The 20,855-nt window shown below is 61.5% G+C and carries 18 protein-coding genes and 1 tRNA gene; 7 read left to right on the top strand and 12 right to left on the bottom strand.

All coding sequences use genetic code 11. From position 1 onward, the window contains the following. Window positions 1–143: 143 nt before the first annotated feature. On the bottom strand, window positions 144–1,133 hold the full coding sequence (gene pcaQ, locus ACZ9H4_RS27980) for a pca operon transcription factor PcaQ (protein ID WP_408146918.1): 990 nt from the start codon (window positions 1,131–1,133) through the stop codon (window positions 144–146). Between the two features lie 108 nt (window positions 1,134–1,241). On the opposite strand from pcaQ, the gene pcaH reads away from it, so the two are divergent. Together pcaH and pcaG are read left to right on the top strand one after the other, a co-directional pair. After that, window positions 1,242–1,946, top strand: coding sequence for a protocatechuate 3,4-dioxygenase subunit beta (pcaH, locus tag ACZ9H4_RS27975; RefSeq protein ID WP_476121917.1), 705 nt, complete (start codon window positions 1,242–1,244; stop codon window positions 1,944–1,946). 3 nt (window positions 1,947–1,949) lie between these two features. Then, window positions 1,950–2,537, top strand: coding sequence for a protocatechuate 3,4-dioxygenase subunit alpha (pcaG, locus tag ACZ9H4_RS27970; protein ID WP_408146914.1), 588 nt, complete (start codon window positions 1,950–1,952; stop codon window positions 2,535–2,537). A 184-nt stretch (window positions 2,538–2,721) separates the two neighbouring features. Here pcaG and ACZ9H4_RS27965 read toward each other — a convergent pair whose 3' ends face one another. Further along, on the bottom strand, window positions 2,722–3,951 hold the full coding sequence (locus ACZ9H4_RS27965) for a serine hydrolase (protein ID WP_476121915.1): 1,230 nt from the start codon (window positions 3,949–3,951) through the stop codon (window positions 2,722–2,724). 152 nt (window positions 3,952–4,103) lie between these two features. After that, window positions 4,104–4,367 (bottom strand): H-NS family nucleoid-associated regulatory protein, encoded by a 264-nt coding sequence (locus ACZ9H4_RS27960; protein ID WP_408327631.1) that lies wholly within the window; start codon window positions 4,365–4,367, stop codon window positions 4,104–4,106. 431 nt (window positions 4,368–4,798) lie between these two features. Between ACZ9H4_RS27960 and ACZ9H4_RS27955 the strand changes: the two genes are divergently transcribed. From ACZ9H4_RS27955 to ACZ9H4_RS27945, 3 genes are all read left to right on the top strand, one after another. Beyond that, entirely contained in the window at window positions 4,799–5,434 is a 636-nt protein-coding gene (locus ACZ9H4_RS27955; RefSeq protein ID WP_408146908.1) for a LysE family translocator, read from the top strand. Window positions 5,435–5,740: 306 nt separating this feature from the next. Next, window positions 5,741–5,944 carry a cold-shock protein gene (locus tag ACZ9H4_RS27950; protein WP_121320308.1) on the top strand — a complete coding sequence of 68 codons (204 nt, stop codon included), beginning with the start codon at window positions 5,741–5,743 and terminating at the stop codon, window positions 5,942–5,944. A gap of 291 nt (window positions 5,945–6,235) precedes the next feature. Then, a complete protein-coding gene (locus ACZ9H4_RS27945; protein WP_408146905.1) occupies window positions 6,236–6,460 on the top strand; it encodes a hypothetical protein in 225 nt (74 codons plus the stop codon). Between the two features lie 129 nt (window positions 6,461–6,589). Here the strand turns inward: ACZ9H4_RS27945 and ACZ9H4_RS27940 are convergent, their stop codons facing one another. After that, window positions 6,590–8,221 (bottom strand): acyl-CoA synthetase, encoded by a 1,632-nt coding sequence (locus ACZ9H4_RS27940; protein ID WP_476121912.1) that lies wholly within the window; start codon window positions 8,219–8,221, stop codon window positions 6,590–6,592. 158 nt (window positions 8,222–8,379) lie between these two features. On the opposite strand from ACZ9H4_RS27940, the gene ACZ9H4_RS27935 reads away from it, so the two are divergent. After that, complete coding sequence (locus ACZ9H4_RS27935; RefSeq protein ID WP_476121910.1) at window positions 8,380–9,126, top strand: Crp/Fnr family transcriptional regulator; 747 nt, start codon at window positions 8,380–8,382, stop codon at window positions 9,124–9,126. A 113-nt stretch (window positions 9,127–9,239) separates the two neighbouring features. Here ACZ9H4_RS27935 and ACZ9H4_RS27930 read toward each other — a convergent pair whose 3' ends face one another. From ACZ9H4_RS27930 to ACZ9H4_RS27895, 8 genes are all read right to left on the bottom strand, one after another. Further along, a complete protein-coding gene (locus ACZ9H4_RS27930) occupies window positions 9,240–9,593 on the bottom strand; it encodes a transposase (RefSeq protein WP_408155675.1) in 354 nt (117 codons plus the stop codon). 399 nt (window positions 9,594–9,992) lie between these two features. Further along, window positions 9,993–11,156, bottom strand: a complete 1,164-nt coding sequence (locus ACZ9H4_RS27925) for a porin (protein WP_408146896.1) — start codon at window positions 11,154–11,156, stop codon at window positions 9,993–9,995. Window positions 11,157–12,854: 1,698 nt separating this feature from the next. Further along, a tRNA-Ile gene (locus ACZ9H4_RS27920) sits at window positions 12,855–12,942 on the bottom strand. Between the two features lie 151 nt (window positions 12,943–13,093). Then, the gene (gene rpoD / locus ACZ9H4_RS27915; protein WP_476121907.1) at window positions 13,094–15,481 is read right to left on the bottom strand and encodes an RNA polymerase sigma factor RpoD; all 2,388 of its coding nucleotides are present in this window, start codon (window positions 15,479–15,481) and stop codon (window positions 13,094–13,096) included. Between the two features lie 92 nt (window positions 15,482–15,573). After that, window positions 15,574–17,442 (bottom strand): DNA primase, encoded by a 1,869-nt coding sequence (gene dnaG, locus ACZ9H4_RS27910; protein ID WP_476121905.1) that lies wholly within the window; start codon window positions 17,440–17,442, stop codon window positions 15,574–15,576. A 78-nt stretch (window positions 17,443–17,520) separates the two neighbouring features. After that, window positions 17,521–17,967 carry a GatB/YqeY domain-containing protein gene (locus ACZ9H4_RS27905; protein ID WP_476121952.1) on the bottom strand — a complete coding sequence of 149 codons (447 nt, stop codon included), beginning with the start codon at window positions 17,965–17,967 and terminating at the stop codon, window positions 17,521–17,523. A 224-nt stretch (window positions 17,968–18,191) separates the two neighbouring features. Next, window positions 18,192–18,404: a 30S ribosomal protein S21 gene (gene rpsU, locus ACZ9H4_RS27900; RefSeq protein ID WP_028196180.1), complete on the bottom strand. Its 213-nt coding sequence runs from the start codon at window positions 18,402–18,404 to the stop codon at window positions 18,192–18,194. Window positions 18,405–18,472: 68 nt separating this feature from the next. Beyond that, entirely contained in the window at window positions 18,473–19,690 is a 1,218-nt protein-coding gene (locus tag ACZ9H4_RS27895; RefSeq protein ID WP_408146890.1) for a BaiN/RdsA family NAD(P)/FAD-dependent oxidoreductase, read from the bottom strand. A 131-nt stretch (window positions 19,691–19,821) separates the two neighbouring features. On the opposite strand from ACZ9H4_RS27895, the gene tsaD reads away from it, so the two are divergent. Then, complete coding sequence (gene tsaD / locus ACZ9H4_RS27890) at window positions 19,822–20,850, top strand: tRNA (adenosine(37)-N6)-threonylcarbamoyltransferase complex transferase subunit TsaD (protein ID WP_476121950.1); 1,029 nt, start codon at window positions 19,822–19,824, stop codon at window positions 20,848–20,850. Window positions 20,851–20,855: the final 5 nt, after the last annotated feature.

Raw genomic sequence — 20,855 nt, 5'->3', positions numbered from 1 at the left:
GCGCGTTCGCAACCTTCATTTTGTACTGAACGGTTCATACGGCGGGAGCGGCGCTCCTTGCACCGAGCCGGTGGCGCCGCCGTTTGTGCTCTTCTCACTGCTCCGACCGGTCGCCCCCATCGCACGGAATCGTGCCGTTCGCATCAAGCCGCCGATGCCTTGCGTCGGCTACGTTTGCGCACGGGCTTATCTGAAGCGGCCGCCGCCATCCGCTGCTGCGCGACCTCGCGCACCGCGTCGATGAACGCCCGCGCCACCGGCGACGGCTGCGTGTCCGAGCGCCGGATCAGGCCGACCGGCTCGCCGGTGCCCGCGAACGGCAGCGGCAAACGCGCCAGCATGCCGTGCGCCAGCTCGTATTCCACCGCGCTCAGCGGCACGAACCACACGGCGTCATTCTCGAGCGTCAACGCGCGGCCCGTCGAGACCGACAGCACTTCGACGAACGCCGACAGCGGCTGCACGCCCCACGCGATCAGCAGACTGTCCGCCGATTGCCGGATCAGTGTGCCGAACGGCGGCAGCACCACCGGAAAATCTTCCAGCGACGTCGCCGGCAAACCCGGACCCAGCGCCAGCGGATGCCCCGCCCGCACCACCGCCACCAGCGGCTCGGTGAACAACTGCTCGAAACTGAGGCCGACCATGCGCTCGGGATCGGCGAGGCGCCCGATGGCAAATTCGATCGTGCCCGCTTTCAGGCGCTCGAGCAATTCCGGGTTCGCACCGTTGGCAAGACGCACGATCACGCGCGGCCAGAGCGCCGCGAACCGTTTCAGCACCGGCGGGATCAGCGCCGCCGCGACGGTCGGCAGAATGCCGATCTCCAGCGTCGCCGCCGCGGCGCCTTCGGCGCGCGCCAGCAGGTCGACGCCCTGGCGCAGCGCGCTGACGCACGCGCTCGCGTGCGGCATGAAGAGTTGCCCCTCACGGGTCGGCACAGCACCGTGGCGGCCGCGCTCGAACAGCTTCACGCCGAGAAGGGTTTCGAGTTCGGCAACCGTTTTGGAGACCGCGGGCTGGGTGATCGACAGGCTGTCGGCGGCCCGCTGGACGCTGCCGAACTGGGCGACGGCCAGAAAACACTGCAGATGACGGAATTTGACGCGGCTATCCGCGAGACTGCGTTGCATAACGTAAGGTTATACGAAAAGGGCGAAAACGTCATTTTGCATAACCGCTCGGGTTGGATAAAGTCCCTCCATAACGTCGTATCCCACAATCCCTCGAAGGAGACACTCATGGAAGATTCCTTTCTTACCCCGCGCGATTTCGCGTCCCATCCCCCGTACACCTATTCCAACTATGGTTCGTCGACCAAGCGTGGCCCGACGCGTCAGCTGATTCCGCTCAAGGAACGGCTGCGCGACCAGCGCGTGCCGGTCTACGGCATGGACGACCTCGGCGCGCTCGATCACGATCTGACGCGCAACGCGGTGCGCAACGGCGAACCGCTCGGCGAGCGCATCATCGTGACGGGGCGGGTGCTCGACGAAGGCGGCCGCCCGGTGCGCAATACGCTGGTCGAAATCTGGCAAGCCAACGCAGCCGGCCGTTATGTGCACAAGGCCGATCAGCACGACGCGCCGCTCGACCCGAACTTCCTCGGCTCAGGTCGCTGCATTACCGACAACGAAGGCCGCTACCGCTTCCTGACGATCAAGCCCGGCGCGTATCCGTGGGGCAATCATCCGAATGCATGGCGCCCCCAGCACATCCACTTCTCGCTGTTCGGCAACCACTTCGGCTCGCGTCTCGTGACGCAGATGTACTTCCCCGGCGATCCGCTGCTGGCCTTCGACCCGATTTACCAGGGCACGCCGGAGCACGCCCGCGAACGCATGATCTCGAGCTTCTCGCTCGACACGACGCAAGAGGCCTATGCACTCGGCTACGATTTCGACATCGTACTGCGCGGCCCGAACGAAACCCCGATGGAGCGCTAAGCCATGACCACTCTGAAGCAAACGCCTTCGCAAACCGTTGGACCTTATTTCGCCTACGGTCTTTGCCCGCAACAATACGACTTCGATTTCAAGAGCCTGTTCACGCACGTTCTGGCCGACCGCGAAGCGGCCGGGGAGCACATCACGATCATCGGCCAGGTGTTCGACGGTGACGGCAAGGTGATCGGCGATGCGATGGTCGAGATGTCGCAAGTGGACTCGAACGGCCACTATCCGGAATCGCGTGAGGAAGTCCAGAAGACCGGCTTTCGCGGCTTTGCACGCGTCGGCACGGGTACGGATCCGCACAAGCGCTTTTTCGTGGAAACGGTGAAGCCGGGCCGCGCGAACCCCGATGAAGCGCCGCACGTGAATGTGATCCTGACGATGCGCGGCATGCTGCTGCACACGTTCACGCGTATCTATTTCGAAGACGAAGCGCAGGCGAATGAACGCGATGCGGTGCTGGCTGCAGTTCCGGCCGACCGGCGCGGTACGCTGATCGCGCGTCGCGAACCGAATACGGCGAACGTGTACCGCTTCGACATTCACATGCAGGGCGACAAGGAAACCGTGTTTTTCGACCTGTAAAGTGAGCTGCGAAGCAGCATGTGAAGCGGCCTGTGAAGCAGCCTGTGAAGCGCACATTTAACACTTTCAGATAGCTTTCACATACACTGAACGTGATCCGTCCAGCGACTGGATCGCGAAACTCCAAGTAGTTCAGCCCGCCTCGCGCGGGCTTTTTTTTGTTCTGCGTTTGCCGAAAGACGGCTCAGTGCAGCGAGCAGCGCAGCCAGTGGCCGATTCTGATCACGTCGGCAATATGATCGTGCGCGCCCGGCGCGCCCAGCACGACGATGTCGATGGGCCGGCCATGCACCATCATTCGCACGACGACGCAGTGCCCCGCCTCGTTGATGAAGCCGGTCTTCTGCAAGACGATCGACCGGTCTCCGCCCCGTACCAGCGCATTGGAGTTGTGATAACTCAGTTGTGCCCGGCCGCCGCCGGGAAAAACGATTTGCGCGCGATCGGTCGAATACGCGCGGATCAGCGGATAGCGGCTGGCCGCCTCGACCAGCCGCGACAAGTCGCGTGCGGTCGAGACATTCTGCGGCGACAGCCCCGTGCCATTGACGAACGACGTATGCCACATGCCGAGCGCGCGGGCCTTTGCGTTCATCGCCGCGACAAAGCCCGGCCGGCCGCCCGCGTAATCGCGGCTGAGTGCGGCCGCCGCCCGGTTCTCCGACGACATTAGTGCAATGTGCAGCATGTCGTCGCGTGACAGCCTGGAACCGACGCTCAGGCGCGAGCCCGTGAACTTGTCGAAATCCTGATCCTGCACCGTGACGTTGAGCGGCTTGCTCAGCGCATGCTTTGCATCGAGCGAGACGACCGCGGTCATCAGTTTGGATACCGAAGCAATCGGCATGACCTGGTCGGCCTGCTTTTCGGTGAGCACGGTATGCGTTCGTTCGTCGACGACGTAGACGGCTCGCGCGCGAAGCAATGCGCGCGAGCGGGGCGTATAGCCGCAGCGAGCGAGGAGCCGCGGCCCGGCCTGCGCTGACGCGCGCGACGCCGACGGATGCCGGTCGCTGTGCCGAGCCGCCGGCGCCACGGAGCGCATCGCGTGGCGAGTCCCCTTCGTATTGCGCGCGGCCTGCCGGCGAGGTTTGGATGTGAGCTTGCCGATGTGCACGGGCTGCCCGGCGCTCGTCACGTGCTTGCGCTTGCGCGCGACGCGACGCCGGCCCTTGCCGGTGGGGGGCTTTTTCGCCTTACCGGAATTTCGGATTTTCGCCTTGGACGCGTGCGGCACGGACGGCGCAACTTGCCGGTTCATGCGAGCTGCGGAATGCTTAGTCGCTTCAGAGGCCGCACCGAACGACCAGCCGATATTCAGCCACAACAGACCGAACACCACGCCGTAGCGCAGACACGCAAGGAAACAATGAGAGGGAGATGCAGATGAAAAAATTCGACGACCGTACGGCATGAAGCTTCCAGTTCTGTGCCGCGTGAGCCCGAATGGAATGGTCACGGAGTCGGCAACGACCCGCCCGATGTTAAAGCTAATAGCCGATGCGATCAACGGCCAAGGCGCACGCCGCCCGATGAACAGACGAGGTGCGTGCGGCAAAAATTCGGTTAGCAGCGGAAATGATCGATGTTCTGCCCGGCGTAAATCGCGCGTGCAAGCCAGTCCGGTTTATCGCCGTGACCGTCCCACGTATTGCCAAAGGCGTCGCGATACAGCACTGCGCGAACCGCGTTCGCGTCGGCTTCGAGCGAGTCGGTGAGCGCTTCCATCGTAATGCCGTAATCATCCATGCGACGGAGGATCCACTCGATCAGACGCTCGCGCGCGTTCCCATCGAGGTCGAACAGCCGTTGTTCTTCTCGCTCTTTCATAACGTATCGATGTCGCAGCTAATCATGCTCGCGTTGCACAGAAAGGATTCCGCAAAACAATGCGAAGTCTATGTGTGATTCAGATGGATAGCGTGCAATTCGAATTCACACCAATGTCACGATGCGTCAAAACCGCATCGGGAAATCATGCCTTTAAATCTTGGAGTAAGGAGAATTTGCAGGCAAGCGGCTCGAATTGCGCTCGTGCCTCGCCCGTGATGTCGAGGGAGCTTCAGCGTATGGCAGCCGATTCTAGCATCCAATTTATTCTGTTTGCCGCAACGCGGTACTCGTATGCGAGTGGGGCTTTTCCATTTCTCATTCCTTTATTGCGCTATCCGTGGACACTGCAATAGCCGCCTATTCAGGAACGAACCGGGCTGTGTCATGCTATGTTTCATCAATTAACACCCCGCGCAGGAGACACGACAATGCCCGCCTCAACCGCCATCCTCACCATTCTCGCCGCGCTGCTGCTAGGCGCCATGAGCCCGGGACCGAGCTTCGTCATCGTCGCTCGCAATGCGATCGGGCTGTCACGCGGCGACGGTCTCGCGACGGCGCTCGGCATGGGCATTGGTGGCGTGTTTTTCAGCGGCATCGCGTTGCTCGGCCTCTACACGTTGCTCGCCACGGTCGAATGGCTTTACGTCGGCCTGAAGGTTGCCGGCGGCATCTACCTGATCTATCTAGCGTCGAAAATCTGGCGCGGTGCGGCCAGGCCGCTCGCGTTCGATGCGGCGCAAGCCGCCTCCGGCAATCCGCGTAAATCTTTCTGGATCGGCTTGAGCACGCAACTGAGTAATCCGAAAACGGCCGTCTACTACGGCAGTATCTTCGCGGCGCTGCTTCCGCAGCATCCGCCGCTATGGTGCTACTTTGCGCTGCCGCCTGCGATCTTCGCGATCGAGGCCGGCTGGTACACGATCGTCGCGTTGTGTTTTTCGAGCAAACGGCCGCGCGAAATCTATCTGCAATGGAAGGCCTGGATCGATCGCATTGCCGCGACCGCGGTGGCCGCGCTGGGATTGCGCCTGATTCTGAATGCACACAAAGTGGGCATCTGAAAGCGCCGCCGCCCATTCGAACTCCCGAATGGCATGCCGCGTTGATGGGCGCGGCATGCGCGCCACCGGGACCCTATCGGCAGCCGCCACGTGACGGCGATTTAGCGCACCTCGCAAAACAGTTACAAGTTATGTGTTGACGCTGACACGTCTGCGCGGTTAATGTGGCACCCGAAGTTCAAGAAGTTCGATTGCTGTTCATCAATGTCTCGCTCCCTCAGCGGTATTCGTTGTCCTCTCCCTCCTTGACGCTTCACGCGCTCTTCAACAGAGCAAATTCTTCAATTTTTTCCTCAAGGATTCTTCATGGATACCGGTATCGTTAAGTGGTTCAATGACAGCAAAGGCTTTGGCTTCATCACCCCGGACAAGGGCGGCGACGACCTGTTCGCACACTTCTCGGAAATTCGCAGCGACGGCTTCAAGACGCTGGCTGAAAATCAGAAAGTGAGCTTCGAAACGAAGCAAGGCCCGAAGGGTCTGCAAGCGGCTAACATCAAGCCGCTGTAAGTTTGAAGGGCTCGGTGTCCGGCAACGGACATCGGGCTGCAGCGATATCCTCGCGGAGCTTTTGTCTCCCACAGTTGGCGCGATCGCTTTTAGCTGCATTCGATTTCGAGCAGCTTGCCTAAGCGCCAAACGCCTCGTTGCACCTCATTCTCCCCTCCGGCTTCAACGCCCATTTTTCGCACCCCGACTGCGTCAGGATTCGGCTCGCAATGGCTTGAATCAGCTCGTCCGCGTAACTCGTATCACGGGTTCGTACGGCCGGCGCGCACTCGAACATCATTAAAATATAAAATGCAAAGCAAACATATTCATCATTACAACGGCTATGCCGTCCAACCCTCGGCGCATCGTTTGCCCGACGGCAGTTTTTCATCCAACCTGTTGCTCGAACGCGCCGACAGCGCACGTACCGACGGGCGCTACCAGTTCTATTCTCTCGACTACTTCACGAGCGAAGAACAGGCTCTGCAGCACTCGGCACGCTGGGCGCATCATTGGGTCGACACGCGCGGTTGAGCGCACGGCTACGCTGCACGGTGACGTGCTGAGAGCGCATGTCTTGCGGGCGCGATCCAGCGCCCTCAGTATCCGTAGCGCCGGTAGCGATAATCGCGCGCGCCGGCACGCCGTTGCTCAAACAGCGCGCTATTCGCCGCGCTCCGCCTTGACCCGCGCACGCAGTTCGAACTTCTGAATTTTTCCCGTCGACGTCTTCGGCAATTCGCCGAAGCGCACTGCTTTCGGCAGCTTGTAGCCGGCCAGAAACAATCGGCAGTGCGCGATGATCTCCTCTTCGGTTGCCTGAGCGCCCTCCTTGAGTTCGACGAACGCGCACGGCACCTCCCCCCACTTCGGGTCGGCCATCGCCACCACGGCGGCGACCGATACCGCCGGGTGACGATACAGCGTGTCCTCGACCTCAATGCTAGAGATGTTCTCGCCGCCTGAGATGATGATGTCCTTGCTGCGGTCGCGAATGCGGATATAACCGTCGGGCATCCGCACGCCGAGATCGCCGGTATGGAACCAGCCACCGCGGAAGGTCGCCTCGGTTGCGCGCTCGTTCTTGAGATAACCCTTCATGCAGATGTTGCCGCGAAACATGATCTCGCCGAGCGTTTCGCCGTCGTCGGGAACCGGCGCGAGCGTGTCCGGATCGAGCACGGTGACAGCGGCCTGCAGGTGATAGCGCACGCCCTGCCGCGCGTTCAGCTCGGCACGGGCGCTGTCGTCGAGCGTTTCCCACGCTTCCTGCTTCGCACAGACCGCGGCGGGCCCATAGGTTTCAGTCAGCCCGTACACGTGCGTCAGATCGAAGCCGATCTCCTTCATCTTCGCGATCACCGCGGGCGCGGGCGCCGCGCCCGCCACCATCGTCGAGACGCGATGCGCAATTCCCTCGCGCCATTCGGCCGGCGCATTGGCGAGCGCGCTCTGCACGATCGGCGCGCCGCAATAGTAGCTGATGCCTTCGCGGCGAATCAGGTCGAACACCGTCTTCGCATCGAATTTGCGCAAGCAGACATTGACGCCCGCCCGCGCGGCGACGGTCCACGGAAAACACCAGCCGTTGCAGTGGAACATCGGCAAGGTCCACAGGTAGACCGCGTGCTTCGGCATGTCCCATTCGAGAATATTGCTGAGCGCGTTCAGATACGCGCCGCGGTGGTGGTAGACCACGCCTTTCGGATCGCCGGTCGTGCCCGAGGTGTAGTTCAGCGCGATGGCGTCCCATTCGTCGGCCGGCTGAGTCCAGGCGAAAACCGGGTCGCCGGCTTGCAGGAACGCTTCGTAGTCCGTCGCGCGGACGAATTGCGCGGCATCGGCGGGCATCGCGTCGGCCACGCTGATCACCCGCAACGCGGGGAATTCCAGCGCCGCACGGCGTGCGAACTCGCCGTACTCCGTGTCGACGATCAACGCCCGGGCCTCGCCGTGGCGCAGCATGAACAATAGCGACGACACGTCGAGCCGCGTATTGAGCGTGTTGAGCACGGCGCCCGCCATCGGCACGCCGAAGTGCGCTTCCACCATCGGCGGGATGTTGGGCAGCAACACGGCGACCGTATCGCCGCGTTCGATACCGGCCTGCCGCAGCGCGCTGGCCAGGCGCCGCGCGCGCTCGTAAGTCTCACGCCACGTGCGGCGAATCTCCCCATGGACGACCGCGAGCCGCTCACCGTAGACTTCCGCTGCGCGCACGATGAAATCGATGGGCGTCAGCGGGACATAGTTGGCCTCGCGTTGCTCGAGGCCTTCTTCGAACATGTGCTTCATTGCATCGTCTCCTGAGGCGCGGGCCGCGCCGTCGATTATTCTGATTGATGAGCTAGCCTAGCAAGTGCCATGGTGAACTGTCTGTCATCCAAATGACAGAGTAGTGCGCCCGAGACTTTCCCGAACCGACTTCTGCTGCCGACGCGCTTAACCCGTTTATGACCGACGCCCCGCTCACCGCCCTCGCAGATGCCCGTCCGCACCGGCCGGAGCGGGTGGCGCGCGCCGATCTGGCAGGGCTGTTCGCCAGCTGCACGTGGTTTCGGGCGCTCGCTGGCGAGCACCAGGCGATGGTCCTCGCCACTTCGCACGCCGGGCATCTGGACGGCGGAGCATGGATCGCGCGCCGCCAGGAGCCGTCGGACTACTGGATCGGCGTGCATTCCGGCCTGATCAAGCTCGCCATCTACAACGCGTCAGGACGCAGTTGCACGCTGTCGGGGGTGCCACCCGGCGGCTGGTTCGGCGAAGGCAGCGTGATCAAGCGGGAATTGCGCAAATACGACGTGGCAGCGATCCAACCTTCGCTCGTCATGTTCGTGCCGTCCGCGACCTTTCATGCGCTGCTGGAGTCGAGCCTGCCGTTCACCGGCTTCGTGATCCGGCAACTGAACAACCGCATGGGCGAATTCATCGCGTCAATTCAGAACAGCCGGTTGCTCGATGTGGATGCGCGCGTCGCGCAGTCGCTCGCGCAGTTATTCAACCCGGACCTGTATCCCGAGACGGGCCGCACGCTCGCCATTTCGCAGGAAGAGGTAGGCCTGCTGGCGGGCGTGTCGCGCCAGCGGATCAATCAGGCGTTGCAAAACCTCGAACGGCTGCAAATACTGCGCCTCTCGTATAACCAGATCGACGTGCTCGATCTCGAACGCCTCAGCGCGTTCGGCCGGGAGCAGATCTAGGGGTGGCATCGCAATGGCGCGCTCGTTGCGCGGCCGACAAAAAAGCCGTCACTGGTTGCCCATATGACGGCTTCTGCTTATCGCCGCGCAGCGAATGCCCGATCGTGAACGATCTAACTGGCGTCTGCGTCGCTCTTGCGTACGACGCGCCGCTCCAGAATCGCTTCGGTCTTGAACAGCGCCAACGCCACGGCGTTCAGCACGCCTGCCCTCTTCCAGCGCAGGTAATAGCGATGAGCGGTCTGATACGGCACATAAGCCTCGGGCATCGCGCTCCACGGCTCTCGCGTATGCAGCACCCACATCACACTATTCAGCACCCGGCGGATGTCTATGTTCGGACGTCCGCGCCGAGGTCCGTGATCGAGCATTTCAGGCAGCAGCGGCGCGATACGCTGCCACTGCTCATCGGTCAGTTCCTGAAAAGCCGGCCAATGAACCGCTGGATTCGCAGGGATTGTATTCATGAAGTCAACGCGCGCAGACAGCACACCTGCCGGCATCGCCGCGAAAATGGGTCTATTAATCAGTTATTTTGAGATTAACCGAAGCCTGCATTCGCGAAAGTTAATTCTTGTCAGACCCGTCGGTGCAATCGCCGGAAAGCACAATATGTTATTGCGCCAAAGGGCCAATGGCGCGGTGAAGGCCGTGGTCTTTTCGACAAGGTGTCGGGTGCCGCCTCGGTCGAACTGCCGGGCCGCAGCAATCAGACCGGCGTTGCACTCGGTCTGCGCACGATTTTCTAAAGAGGCGGCGGGGCCCGCGAGGACCCCGCGAGGCGCGTGGCATTCGAATTGCCGCGCGCATAAAAAAAGGTGCCGCGAACGGCACCTTTCTGTACTACAGGCAGCTTCAGCTGAAGCTTAGAAGCGGTGACGCAGACCGACCGTAGCAGCCGTCTGGTTCTTCGACGACGACGTCGGAACCGTGTTGTCGCCGCTGTAGATCGAAGCGACACCGCCGTCGCCCATTGCGTGCTGGTACACGGCTTGAGCGTAGACGTCCGTACGACGCGACAGCGAGTAGTCAGCTTGCAGGCCGATCTGGTGGTAACGGGTCTTCATGTCGTTGCCGTCAACGTTTTCACCGTAGCCACGTGCGTCGGTGAACGTGTATGCAACGCCCAGGCCCAGAGCCGGGGTCACGTTGTACTTGGCGTTGACTTCGTAGTTGTTCGAACGACCTTGACGCTGGCCGGCTGCTGCACCAACGAGGTTGTCGATACGCGACTGCGTGAACGCAGCACCGACCGTTGCCGGGCCGAATGCGTACGAAGCTGCTGCGCCGAATTGACGTTGACGGAACTGACCCTGGATCGGGCCAACCGTGTTTGCCACGACGCCGTCCGAAGCGCCGCCGTTGCTTGCCGTGCCTGCTGCGTTCGTTGCGCCCGGGTTGTTCTGCTGTGCGTAAGCAGCGCCCAGGTGCAGGCCTTGCCACTGGTATGCAGCACCAAGGCTGTACTGGCGGTTGTTCGCGAATTGGCCAGCCTGGTTCGAGAAGCCGTACGTGCCGCCGAACGTGAAGCCAGCGTAGTTAGCGCTCGAGTACTTGATCGAGTTGTTGACCGACAGGCCGCCGTTCGTGTTCAGGTTGTCGTTGTTGAACGGGTGCGCGAAGTACGTACCGCCCCAGCTGCCCGTTGCGGTCAGCGGTGCCAGGTAGTCTTGAGCTGCGTCGTATTGACGGCCCAGGGTAACCGTACCGAATTGCGCGCTCGACAGGCCGACGAATGCCTGACGGTTGAACATGCCGTTGTTGTTAGCGAAACGGCCGTTGTTGACGTTAAAGCCGCTTTCCAACGTGAAGATTGCCTTCAGACCGTTGCCCAGGTCTTCCGAACCGCGCAGACCGAACATGCTTTGGTTGATGCCGCCGCTGCCTGCTGCCCACTTGGAGTTGTGGTCAACGTTGCTGGTGTACGTCAGACCGGCGTCCAACAGACCATACAGGGTCACGCTGCTTTGTGCGTGAGCGACGGATGCGAACGATGCGGCAACCGCAACGACGATGAGACTCTTTTTCATGTGGGACTCCAAGTTCGATAAATTTACGCGGGGAGCGGGACCTGCCTCGGCAGCGCATGCATCGCCTGTGCTGCCGCCCTTTTGGCCGAACTGGTTAGATCAGCCGGGCACCCTTCAAACGAAGCGTGAGTGTAGGGGGACACCCTAGTAGCGGCGCGAGCAATTTACACAACAGGATTTTTCAGAATCCGCAACAATGTCGGCGGCCACGGCATTAAGTCATTGTTTTACATGCGTTTATCGCAAGATATGCGGAGGCGCATATCTGCTCTGGCCAGAAGTTATTTGCAACCTCTCAATATTCGAAGTTGTGCATATGCAACACGTTTTAATACGCCTGACGTAATCGGGTCGGAACGATTAATGATTGAAGCTGGGGAGTGCCTGAAAATAAGGCAATTGAATGAAGCGGATTTCGGCGGCGGATGTAAATTTATTTTACAAAACCGGGAACTTAATGGCGTTAATGCTGTCTCCTTTTGGCTAATCAATTAGCCCTGTTAATTGGTGATTATTCATTTCATCAGTTGCGTGAATTGTTCGTTCAAGAATGGTGGGATTGGCTGGCTACGCTTGCTTGGGCCGCCCTGCCGATCGAATGAAAAAAAACCGCCCTCAGGCGGTTTCATCGATTCTCGCTGCGTCGAGCGCTCATCCATCGCAGGCGGTTCTTCTGCCGGAGCGCATACAAAAGGGGATGCCTTCAGCACAGGCGTTGCCCGGAGGTGAACTGCGGCGCCGGCCGCCGCGTGACAAAACCCGTGCTGAAAGCGGACGGCAAACATCTAACGGCCTTCCCTAGTCTTTTAACGGACAGGCCACTCCCTTTTTGACGCGGAGTTTCCCTAATTCCCGGCGAACTAGAGCCTTAGCCAGCATTTCCCACGGCACCCGAATGGGCTCATTGGCTTGCGCTTCCTCTTGCCCGGCGCAGCACAATCCCACGCTCGTCAATGCAAACTGCAAAAATTGCTTCGGCTCGCAACGAAAGTTTCAACGCCGAAGCACGACGACGTTTCGCACAATGCGCGGCGAACGGCGTGCTGGCGTGGGTTAATGATGCTCGAGCTTCTTCGGGGGCGACTCCGCGTCAGCGGGTCCTGCCAGGAACGGCTCCAATCCAAACAGCCAGGCGAAGCAGAAGGTAACGCGCGCCAACGCGCTGACGTGTCGTCGCGGCGCGTTGGCCCCGGTGTCGTCGAGTGGCATGGCTAGCGGCGGTTGAGCCGGGGCCAGGTCGGTAGCGGTGTGGTCGGATCGGATGATGATTCTCGTTATATTGATATCACGTGGAAGCCGACCTGCAGCAAGCGACGTGCCACGCCCGCGGAACGAAATTCGGACCGACTACAGCGAGATTGCCGGCATCGCGCGCGGGTGGCTGTACGGTAGACCGCCAAGGCAAGAAAGGGATTTTTAACGGCGTGTACTGGAAGAAAAAGACGCTATTGATCGGACCTACTACGATTGGCCCATTTATCAAACCTGTTCGAACACACGAGACGAAGGTGAAAGCGCTTTAGCGAGTTCGCCAGACCGAATGACGAACACACTTTGCGCGGCACCGAGATTCGGCTCGAAATCCGTCAAATGGAATCAATAACGCGGCGCAAGCCTCAATCGCCAGAGCGCTTCAATCATCGCGCCTCGCGCCAAACAAAAAGGGTCCCGAAAACTCGGAACCCTTTCTTCAAGCTTTGGTGGGCCGGGTGGGATTCGAACCCACGGTGGGATTTCTCCGGTGGATTATGAGTCCACTGCCTGCAACCAACACGGCGTCCAGCCCAAGAAAAAGACCCGGTCTTGAAGGCCGGGCCCATTCGCTGATTGGCCGACATACTACACGAAAAAGGGACCTCCGCAACGGCTTCGCCTAAGCGAAACAATCGGGAGGCCCCTTCAAGCACAACATTATCTGCCGCCAACGCCTGCTTCGATCAATTCCCTTCGAGGAATGACTTCAGCTTGTCCGAGCGACTCGGGTGACGCAGCTTGCGCAACGCCTTGGCTTCGATCTGACGGATCCGCTCACGCGTCACGTCGAACTGCTTGCCGACTTCTTCGAGCGTGTGATCGGTGCTCATCTCGATACCGAAACGCATGCGCAGCACTTTCGCTTCGCGCGGCGTCAGCGAGTCGAGCACGTCCTTCACGACGTCGCGCATGCTGGCATGCAGTGCGGCGTCGGCCGGCGCGACCGTGTTGTTATCCTCGATGAAGTCGCCCAGATGCGAATCGTCGTCGTCACCGATCGGCGTTTCCATCGAGATCGGCTCCTTCGCGATCTTCATGATCTTGCGGATCTTGTCTTCCGGCATTTCCATCTTCTCGGCCAGCGTCGCCGGATCCGGTTCGAGGCCGGTTTCCTGCAGAATCTGACGCGAGATACGGTTCATCTTGTTGATCGTTTCGATCATGTGGACCGGAATCCGGATCGTACGCGCCTGGTCGGCGATCGAACGCGTAATGGCCTGGCGAATCCACCACGTCGCATACGTGGAGAACTTGTAGCCGCGACGGTATTCGAACTTGTCCACAGCCTTCATCAGGCCAATGTTGCCTTCCTGAATCAGGTCGAGGAACTGCAAACCACGGTTCGTGTACTTCTTCGCAATCGAGATCACGAGACGCAGATTCGCCTCGGTCATTTCACGCTTCGCCTGCCGCGCCTTCAGTTCGCCGGCCGCCATCTGGCGGTTGGTTTCCTTCAGGTCCTTCAGCGGCAGCACGACACGCGCCTGCAGATCCAGCAGACGTTGCTGCTGTTCGCGGATCGCCGGAATGTTACGCGTGAGGATCGCGCTATACGCGTGACCTTCGCCGACGATCTTGTCCGCCCACTCGAGATCCGTTTCGCTGCCCGGGAAACGCGCGATGAATTCCGCACGCGGCATGCCGCACTTGTCGACCACCGTGTGCAGGATCTGACGCTCGACCTGACGCACTTCATCCACTTGCGCGCGCAACGTGTCGCACAGACGCTCGACCGTACGCGCGGTGAAGCGGATCGTCATCAGTTCGTTCTGGATCGTTTCCTGCGCCTTCAGGTACGACTTGGACTTGTAGCCTTCCTTCTCGAACGCGCGGCGCATCTTGTCGAACCATTCGCTGATCATCGCGAATTTTTCGAGCGACGCACGCTTGAGCGCTTCCATCTGCGCCGCGTTGGCCGTGGCTTGCGCGGTGCCGTCGTCTTCTTCCTCGTCCTCGTCGCTTTCTTCCTCGGCTTCCTCGTCTTCGCTCTCGATCGCTTCCGCCTCCTGCGCGGAGAAGCCGTCGGCATCTTCCGCGTTGGCGTCGATCAGGCCGTCGACCAGTTCGTCGATACGAATCTCTTCATTCGCCACGCGCTCGGCCATCGCGAGGATGTCGGCGATCGTGGTCGGGCACGCGGAGATGGCCATCACCATATGCTTCAGACCGTCCTCGATCCGCTTCGCGATTTCGATTTCGCCTTCACGCGTGAGCAGCTCGACAGTACCCATTTCGCGCATGTACATGCGCACGGGGTCCGTGGTGCGGCCAAATTCGGAGTCGACGGTGGACAGCGCGACTTCCGCTTCCTCTTCCACTTCGTCGTCGGACGAAGCGGCGGGCGCGTTGTCGTTCAGCAGCAGCGTTTCAGCGTCGGGGGCCTGCTCGTAGACCGCCACGCCCATGTCGTTGAACGTGCTGATGATGCCTTCGATCGCCTCGGTCTCGGTGAAGTTGTCCGGGAGGTGGTCGTTGATTTCCGCGTACGTGAGGAAGCCGCGTTCCTTGCCGAGCTTGATCAGCGCGCGCAGCTTGGAGCGGCGTTCCTCGAGCTCCTCCACCGTGCCAGGCTGCGACGACGCGAATGCATCTTTCAGAAGCGCTTTTTCCTTGGCACGACGGTCGCGAGCCTTGACCTTTTCCACCTTGCCCGGTGCGGCGGCAGGGGTTTCTTCGGTCTGGGTTGCATCGTCATCGACGGGTACTTCGTTCAGCTTTTTCGTCATGGAGTTCGCCGTACCGGCTGTAGTCTCGACTCGCGGCTGGTGGACAACAGCCGGTAGAACCGTGGATACTGAAGTCTCGCGCACTACCGCATCGTCCTGCGCGGCAGCCGCTTCCCTTGCGCTTCTGACACCCGGCTGGCTGGCAGCCGGTACAGCTTTCGCCCCCCTGACCGAATCCGCTCGTGCAGCGGAAGCGGCCGAGGATTTCTTCCCGGCAGCCGGTGCAACACTGACAGCAGACGTTTTTCTGGCGGAAGAAACTAACTTGGCCTCGGTGACCTTTCTGGTCGGCTCTTTGGAGCGTGTACCGGTTGCCGCCTGATTTCCGCCTGTAGTCTTTGCCATCGCATCGCCTTTTCGCCTTTGCTAGGAAAACCCTTGAAAAACAAACCGCTAGAAACCTTTGATTATACCACCCAAGGTTTCCGCTCTCTCCCTCACAGACCTAGCTGACGCTTCATGTCGGCCCGTTTCCGATTCAATTCCGAAAGCTCCGCAAACTCCTCCGGCGTATGCCGGGATTGCCGCGAAAGCTGCTCGAGACGGTCGCAATACGCGTCGTACCGCATCTTCAGGATCGCCGCTTTCAGTTCCTCGCCCACGATCCGTTCCTGCTCGCGCCGCTCCTCGACGACGGTCGCGTCCTGAGGGTCTTTCAGCAGCAAATCCCGGACATTTTCATCATAGTCTAGAATTTTGCGAAAGATTTCCTCGAAAGTTGGGGCGTTTGCGCCGTTTCGCAATAGGTCGGACAACAACTGAAACTCCGCCGAATCGCCCAGCGCACGTGCGTGCGTCGTCACTTCCTCGAACAGTTCGCCGTGCCGGGTCACGCTCAGCAGCGCCTGCTCGGCGTCCTCGTCGAGCACCGCCACCGTGCGCGGATACATCACGAGATTGCGCAGCGTCTTTTCTTCGATCCCGGTCACGCTGCGCCGGTCCTTACGGGCCGGCGCGAGGCGCGCCGCAGCCGCGATCCGGGAGTCGACCTCGCAGAGGGCCGCCACCTCGTCGAACGGCACGTCGAGCCGGTCGGCGAACATATGCATGATCTGCGCGCGCAACGCGTTGGCCGGCAGGGCCTGCAGCAACGGTTTGGCGTCGAACAGCGCACGCGCCCGGCCTTCCGGCTGATCCAGCTCCTTGCCCGTCAGCACTTCGTTGAGCATGAACTGCGAGAGCGGCATCGCGCGCTCGACCTGTTCGGCGAACGCCTCGGTGCCGAATTCGCGCACATAGCTATCCGGATCATGCTCGGACGGCAGAAACAGGAAGCGGATCGTCCGGTTGTCCGCCGCATGCGGGAGGCAGGCGTCCAGCGCCCGGCGAGCGGCGCGCCGCCCTGCCGAATCGCCGTCGAAACTGAAGATAACCGTATCGGTCTGGCGCATCAGCTTCTGCACATGAACCGGCGTGCAAGCCGTGCCGAGCGTGGCGACCGCGTTCTGAAACCCCAATTGGGCCAGCGCGACCACGTCCATATAGCCTTCCACCACCAGCACGTAGTGCTGTTCGCGAATCGCCAGACGCGCTTCGAACAGCCCATACAGCTCGCTGCCCTTGTTAAATAGAGGCGTTTCGGGCGAATTCAAATATTTCGGCTCGCCGCCGTCCAGAACACGGCCGCCGAAGCCGATCACCTGCCCCTTCACGTTGCGTATCGGGAACATGATCCGCTCGCGAAAGCGGTCGTAGCGACGGTTCTGCCCCTGTGCGTCGGATTTTTCGCTGACGATCACAAGGCCCGATTCCACCAGCGCGTCGTCGCGATAATTGGGGAAGGCCGCTTCGAGATTCTGCCAGCCGTCCGGCGCATAGCCCAAACCGAAGCGTGCGGCGATCTCGCCGGTCAAGCCGCGTTTTTTCAGGTACTGGATCGCGCCCGGCGCGCCGCGCAACTGCTTGCGGTAGAAGTCGCAAGCGGTGTGCATGACATCGGAAAGCGCCGTGGTGACGGCTTTGGACGCCGCCGGCGCGTAGCCGCCGGAGCCGCCTGCGCCATATCCCGGCGACGGCTCGTTCGGCACCGTCAAGCCCACCGATTGCGCGAGGTCGTTGACCGCCTCCGGGAACGAGGAGCCCACGTGCTCCATCAGGAAGCCGATGGCCGTCCCATGCGCGCCGCAGCCGAAGCAGTGATAGAACTGTTTAGTCGGACTAACCGTAAACGAAGGGCTTTTCTCGTTGTGAAACGGGCACAACCCCATGAAATTCGCGCCGCCCTTTTTCAACTGCACATACCGGCCGACCACGTCGACGATATCGACGCGGTTGAGCAGGTCCTGCAGGAATGACGGTGGAATCACAGTAAATGACGCTGCCTAAAAAGCTCAACGCTGCGCGCGGCGTCGGACGACGGCGCGCGCAGGCCGGACAAACTCAAATTACTTCGCGAGCGCGGCTTTGACTTGCGCCGACACCGCGGTCATGTCGGCGCGGCCGGCCAGCTTCGGCTTGAGCACGCCCATCACTTTGCCCATGTCCTGCGGGCCGGCCGCACCGGTTTGCGCGACCGCGGCCTGGACTTCGGCAACGATTTCCGCTTCGGACATCTGCTCCGGCATGTAGGCGGACAGAATTGCCAGCTCGGCCTTTTCCTTGTCGACCAGATCCGTGCGGCCGGCGGCCTCGAACTGGCTGATCGAATCCTTGCGCTGCTTGATCATCTTGTCGACGACCGTGGTGATCGCGGCATCGTCGAGCGTGACGCGCTCGTCGACTTCGCGCTGCTTGATGGCGGCGAGCAGCAGGCGGATCGTGCCGAGACGCTCGGTCTCGCGCGCCCGCATGGCTGCTTTCATATCGTCGTTGATCCGGTCCTTGAGACTCATCATTCACCTGAATGCGTTGAAAGTTGAAAAAGCGGCCGGGTCAACTGCATCAACACGAATACCCGCTTGGGGACTGCTTCCTCAAGCGGGTTGGCGCAATGTGCGTAGTGGATGCGACCCTGCCGGCTGGCCCGATGGACCGTGTTTTCCGTGATGGCACCTCGCGTGCCCTCACCGGGTGGATGTCGCCGCTCCGTTTGACCGGAACCGCGGCAACGCCAGAATCAGTAGAACTTCTTTGGCAGCATCTGGCCACGCAGACGCTTGAAATGACGCTTCACCGCGGCGGCCTTCTTGCGCTTGCGTTCAGCCGTAGGCTTTTCGTAAAACTCGCGAGCGCGAAGTTCCGTCAGCAAGCCGTTCTTCTCCATGGTGCGTTTGAAACGGCGCATGGCGACTTCAAACGGCTCGTTGTCTTTTACGCGGATGGTCGTCATTTTTCAATAACGGAACTTTGTAAAGGTTCAGGAGTATAGCAGAGCTTTCTCACAAAGCTAATGCGCCGTCAAGCCCCCTGGACGTACTCCGCGGCCGCCTGGCCGGCCGCCACGCCCGAGGCCCACGCCCACTGGAAGTTGTAGCCACCGAGCCAGCCGGTCACGTCGACCGCCTCGCCGATGAAGTACAGCCCCGGCGCCTTCGCACTCATCATCGTCGTTGACGACAGGTCTCGCGTGTCGACGCCGCCGCGCGTCACCTCGGCCTTGCGATAGCCTTCGGTGCCGTTCGGGGTGAGCGTCCAGCGCGACAAAGCCTCACCGATGCGCCGCAAGGTCTTGTCCGGCAGATCGGCCACGCGGGCTTCGGCAGGAATCTGGTGGGTTTCCAGCCAGACGTGGGCGAGCCTCTGGGGCACCCATTCGGATAGCAGATTGGCGATCTGGCGCTTCGTGCCGGTTTTCGCTTCGAGCAGCGCGGTCGTCGCGTCGCGCTCCGCCAGCAGGTTGATGTGAATCGGCTCGCCGGGTTGCCAGTAGCTGGAGATTTGCAGCACGCCCGGACCCGACAGGCCACGGTGCGTGAGCAGCAGATCCTCGGTAAATTCGGCGCCGGTCTTCCTGTTACCGGTCGCCAGTTGCACTTCGAGCGACACGCCAGAGAGCGCCGAGAACGGCTCCCAGTCGGCGGCGGCGAAGGTCAGCGGAACGAGCGCGGGACGCGTGTCGATCAATTTGTGACCGAACTGTTTGGCAAGCCGATAGGCGAAATCGGTGGCGCCAATCTTTGGGATCGACAGCCCGCCGGTCGCGATCACGAGCGCGCGCGTGGTGATCGGGCCCGACAGCGTATCCAGCGTGTACCGGCCCTGTGCGTCCTGCCGCACGCCTTCCACCGACAACGGCGCGCGCCATGCGACGCGCCCCGCGTCGCACTCGCTCTTCAGCACGTCGATGACCGCGTCGCTCGACTGGTCGCAAAACAGTTGCCCCTTGTGCTTCTCGTGCCACGTCACGTGATGGCGCTTGAGCAACGCCATGAAATCGCGCGGCGTGTAGCGCGCGAGCGCGGAGCGGCAAAAATGCGGATTGGCCGACAGGTAATTGGCCGGCCCGGCGTACAGGTTCGTGAAGTTGCAGCGGCCGCCACCGGAGATGCGGATTTTTTCCGCGAGACGTTGCGAGTGGTCGATCAGCACCACGCGCCGGCCGAGTTGCCCGGCCACGGCCGCGCACATCATGCCGGCCGCGCCTGCGCCGATTACCGCGATATCGAAGGATTCCATGGGGCCGCATTGTACCTGCGCGTCCACCGCCGTCTGCGGCCTGGTGCCCGCACTGCTATACTTTCAGGCTGGCCTTTTTATTTCTGGACGCAGGAGTGTCGTCACTCGCGCGTCCGCTCAAACCCACCATCATGCTCGTTCTCGGCATCGAAAGCTCCTGCGACGAAACCGGTCTCGCGCTCTACGACACTGAGCGCGGCCTGCTCGCGCACGCGCTGCATTCGCAGATTGCGATGCATCGGGAATACGGCGGCGTCGTGCCCGAGTTGGCGTCGCGCGACCACATCCGGCGCGCGCTGCCGCTGCTCGAAGAGGTGATGGAGCGTGCCGGCGCAGCGCGTAGCGACATCGATGCGATCGCCTACACGCAAGGGCCGGGGCTCGCGGGCGCGTTGCTGGTCGGCGCGAGCGTCGCCAATGCGCTGGCAATGGCGTGGGACAAGCCGACTATCGGCATCCACCACCTCGAAGGGCACCTGTTGTCGCCACTGCTGGTGGACGAGCCGCCGCCGTTCCCGTTCGTCGCGCTGCTGGTGTCGGGCGGACATACGCAACTGATGCGCGTGACGGACGTGGGCGTCTACGAGACGCTCGGCGAAACGCTGGACGACGCCGCCGGCGAAGCGTTCGACAAAACCGCCAAGCTGCTCGGCCTCGGTTATCCGGGCGGCCCGGAAGTGTCGCGCATGGCGGAATTCGGCACGCCCGGCGCGGTGGTCCTGCCCCGCCCGATGCTGCATTCCGGCGACCTCGATTTCAGCTTCAGCGGCCTGAAGACCGCCGTCCTCACGCACGCGAAGAAGCTCGGCGGCGCGAATATCTGCGAACAGGCGAAGGCCGATCTGGCGCGCGGCTTCGTCGACGCCGCGGTGGAAGTGCTGGCCGCGAAGTCGCTGGCGGCGCTGAAAAAGACCACGCTCAACCGGCTGGTCGTCGCAGGGGGCGTGGGTGCCAACCGGCAACTGCGCGAAGCGCTGTCCGCCGCCGCGAAAAAGCGCAACTTCTTCGTGCACTACCCCGACTTGTCGCTGTGCACGGACAACGGCGCGATGATCGCGCTGGCCGGTGCGTTGCGATTGCAGCGCTGGCCCGATCAATCGGCTAAAGACTACGCGTTCACGGTCAAGCCGCGCTGGGATCTGACTTCCCTTGCACGCTGAACCGA

This window comes from Paraburkholderia sp. TE9906 (genome assembly GCF_056279605.1).
Note: the sequence above shows the minus strand (reverse complement) of the source record. Positions and strands in the feature narration are given on the sequence as shown.

Excerpts from the sequence above, each read along its gene's own strand:
- pcaQ (WP_408146918.1), bottom strand. The coding sequence starts at position 1,133 with ATGCAACGCAGTCTCGCGGATAGCCGCGTCAAATTCCGTCATCTGCAG.
- pcaH (WP_476121917.1), top strand. The coding sequence starts at position 1,242 with ATGGAAGATTCCTTTCTTACCCCGCGCGATTTCGCGTCCCATCCCCCG.
- pcaG (WP_408146914.1), top strand. The coding sequence starts at position 1,950 with ATGACCACTCTGAAGCAAACGCCTTCGCAAACCGTTGGACCTTATTTC.
- ACZ9H4_RS27965 (WP_476121915.1), bottom strand. The coding sequence starts at position 3,951 with ATGCCGTACGGTCGTCGAATTTTTTCATCTGCATCTCCCTCTCATTGT.
- ACZ9H4_RS27960 (WP_408327631.1), bottom strand. The coding sequence starts at position 4,367 with ATGAAAGAGCGAGAAGAACAACGGCTGTTCGACCTCGATGGGAACGCG.
- ACZ9H4_RS27955 (WP_408146908.1), top strand. The coding sequence starts at position 4,799 with ATGCCCGCCTCAACCGCCATCCTCACCATTCTCGCCGCGCTGCTGCTA.
- ACZ9H4_RS27950 (WP_121320308.1), top strand. The coding sequence starts at position 5,741 with ATGGATACCGGTATCGTTAAGTGGTTCAATGACAGCAAAGGCTTTGGC.
- ACZ9H4_RS27945 (WP_408146905.1), top strand. The coding sequence starts at position 6,236 with ATGCAAAGCAAACATATTCATCATTACAACGGCTATGCCGTCCAACCC.
- ACZ9H4_RS27940 (WP_476121912.1), bottom strand. The coding sequence starts at position 8,221 with ATGAAGCACATGTTCGAAGAAGGCCTCGAGCAACGCGAGGCCAACTAT.
- ACZ9H4_RS27935 (WP_476121910.1), top strand. The coding sequence starts at position 8,380 with ATGACCGACGCCCCGCTCACCGCCCTCGCAGATGCCCGTCCGCACCGG.
- ACZ9H4_RS27930 (WP_408155675.1), bottom strand. The coding sequence starts at position 9,593 with ATGAATACAATCCCTGCGAATCCAGCGGTTCATTGGCCGGCTTTTCAG.
- ACZ9H4_RS27925 (WP_408146896.1), bottom strand. The coding sequence starts at position 11,156 with ATGAAAAAGAGTCTCATCGTCGTTGCGGTTGCCGCATCGTTCGCATCC.
- rpoD (WP_476121907.1), bottom strand. The coding sequence starts at position 15,481 with ATGGCAAAGACTACAGGCGGAAATCAGGCGGCAACCGGTACACGCTCC.
- ACZ9H4_RS27905 (WP_476121952.1), bottom strand. The coding sequence starts at position 17,967 with ATGAGTCTCAAGGACCGGATCAACGACGATATGAAAGCAGCCATGCGG.
- rpsU (WP_028196180.1), bottom strand. The coding sequence starts at position 18,404 with ATGACGACCATCCGCGTAAAAGACAACGAGCCGTTTGAAGTCGCCATG.
- ACZ9H4_RS27895 (WP_408146890.1), bottom strand. The coding sequence starts at position 19,690 with ATGGAATCCTTCGATATCGCGGTAATCGGCGCAGGCGCGGCCGGCATG.
- tsaD (WP_476121950.1), top strand. The coding sequence starts at position 19,822 with ATGCTCGTTCTCGGCATCGAAAGCTCCTGCGACGAAACCGGTCTCGCG.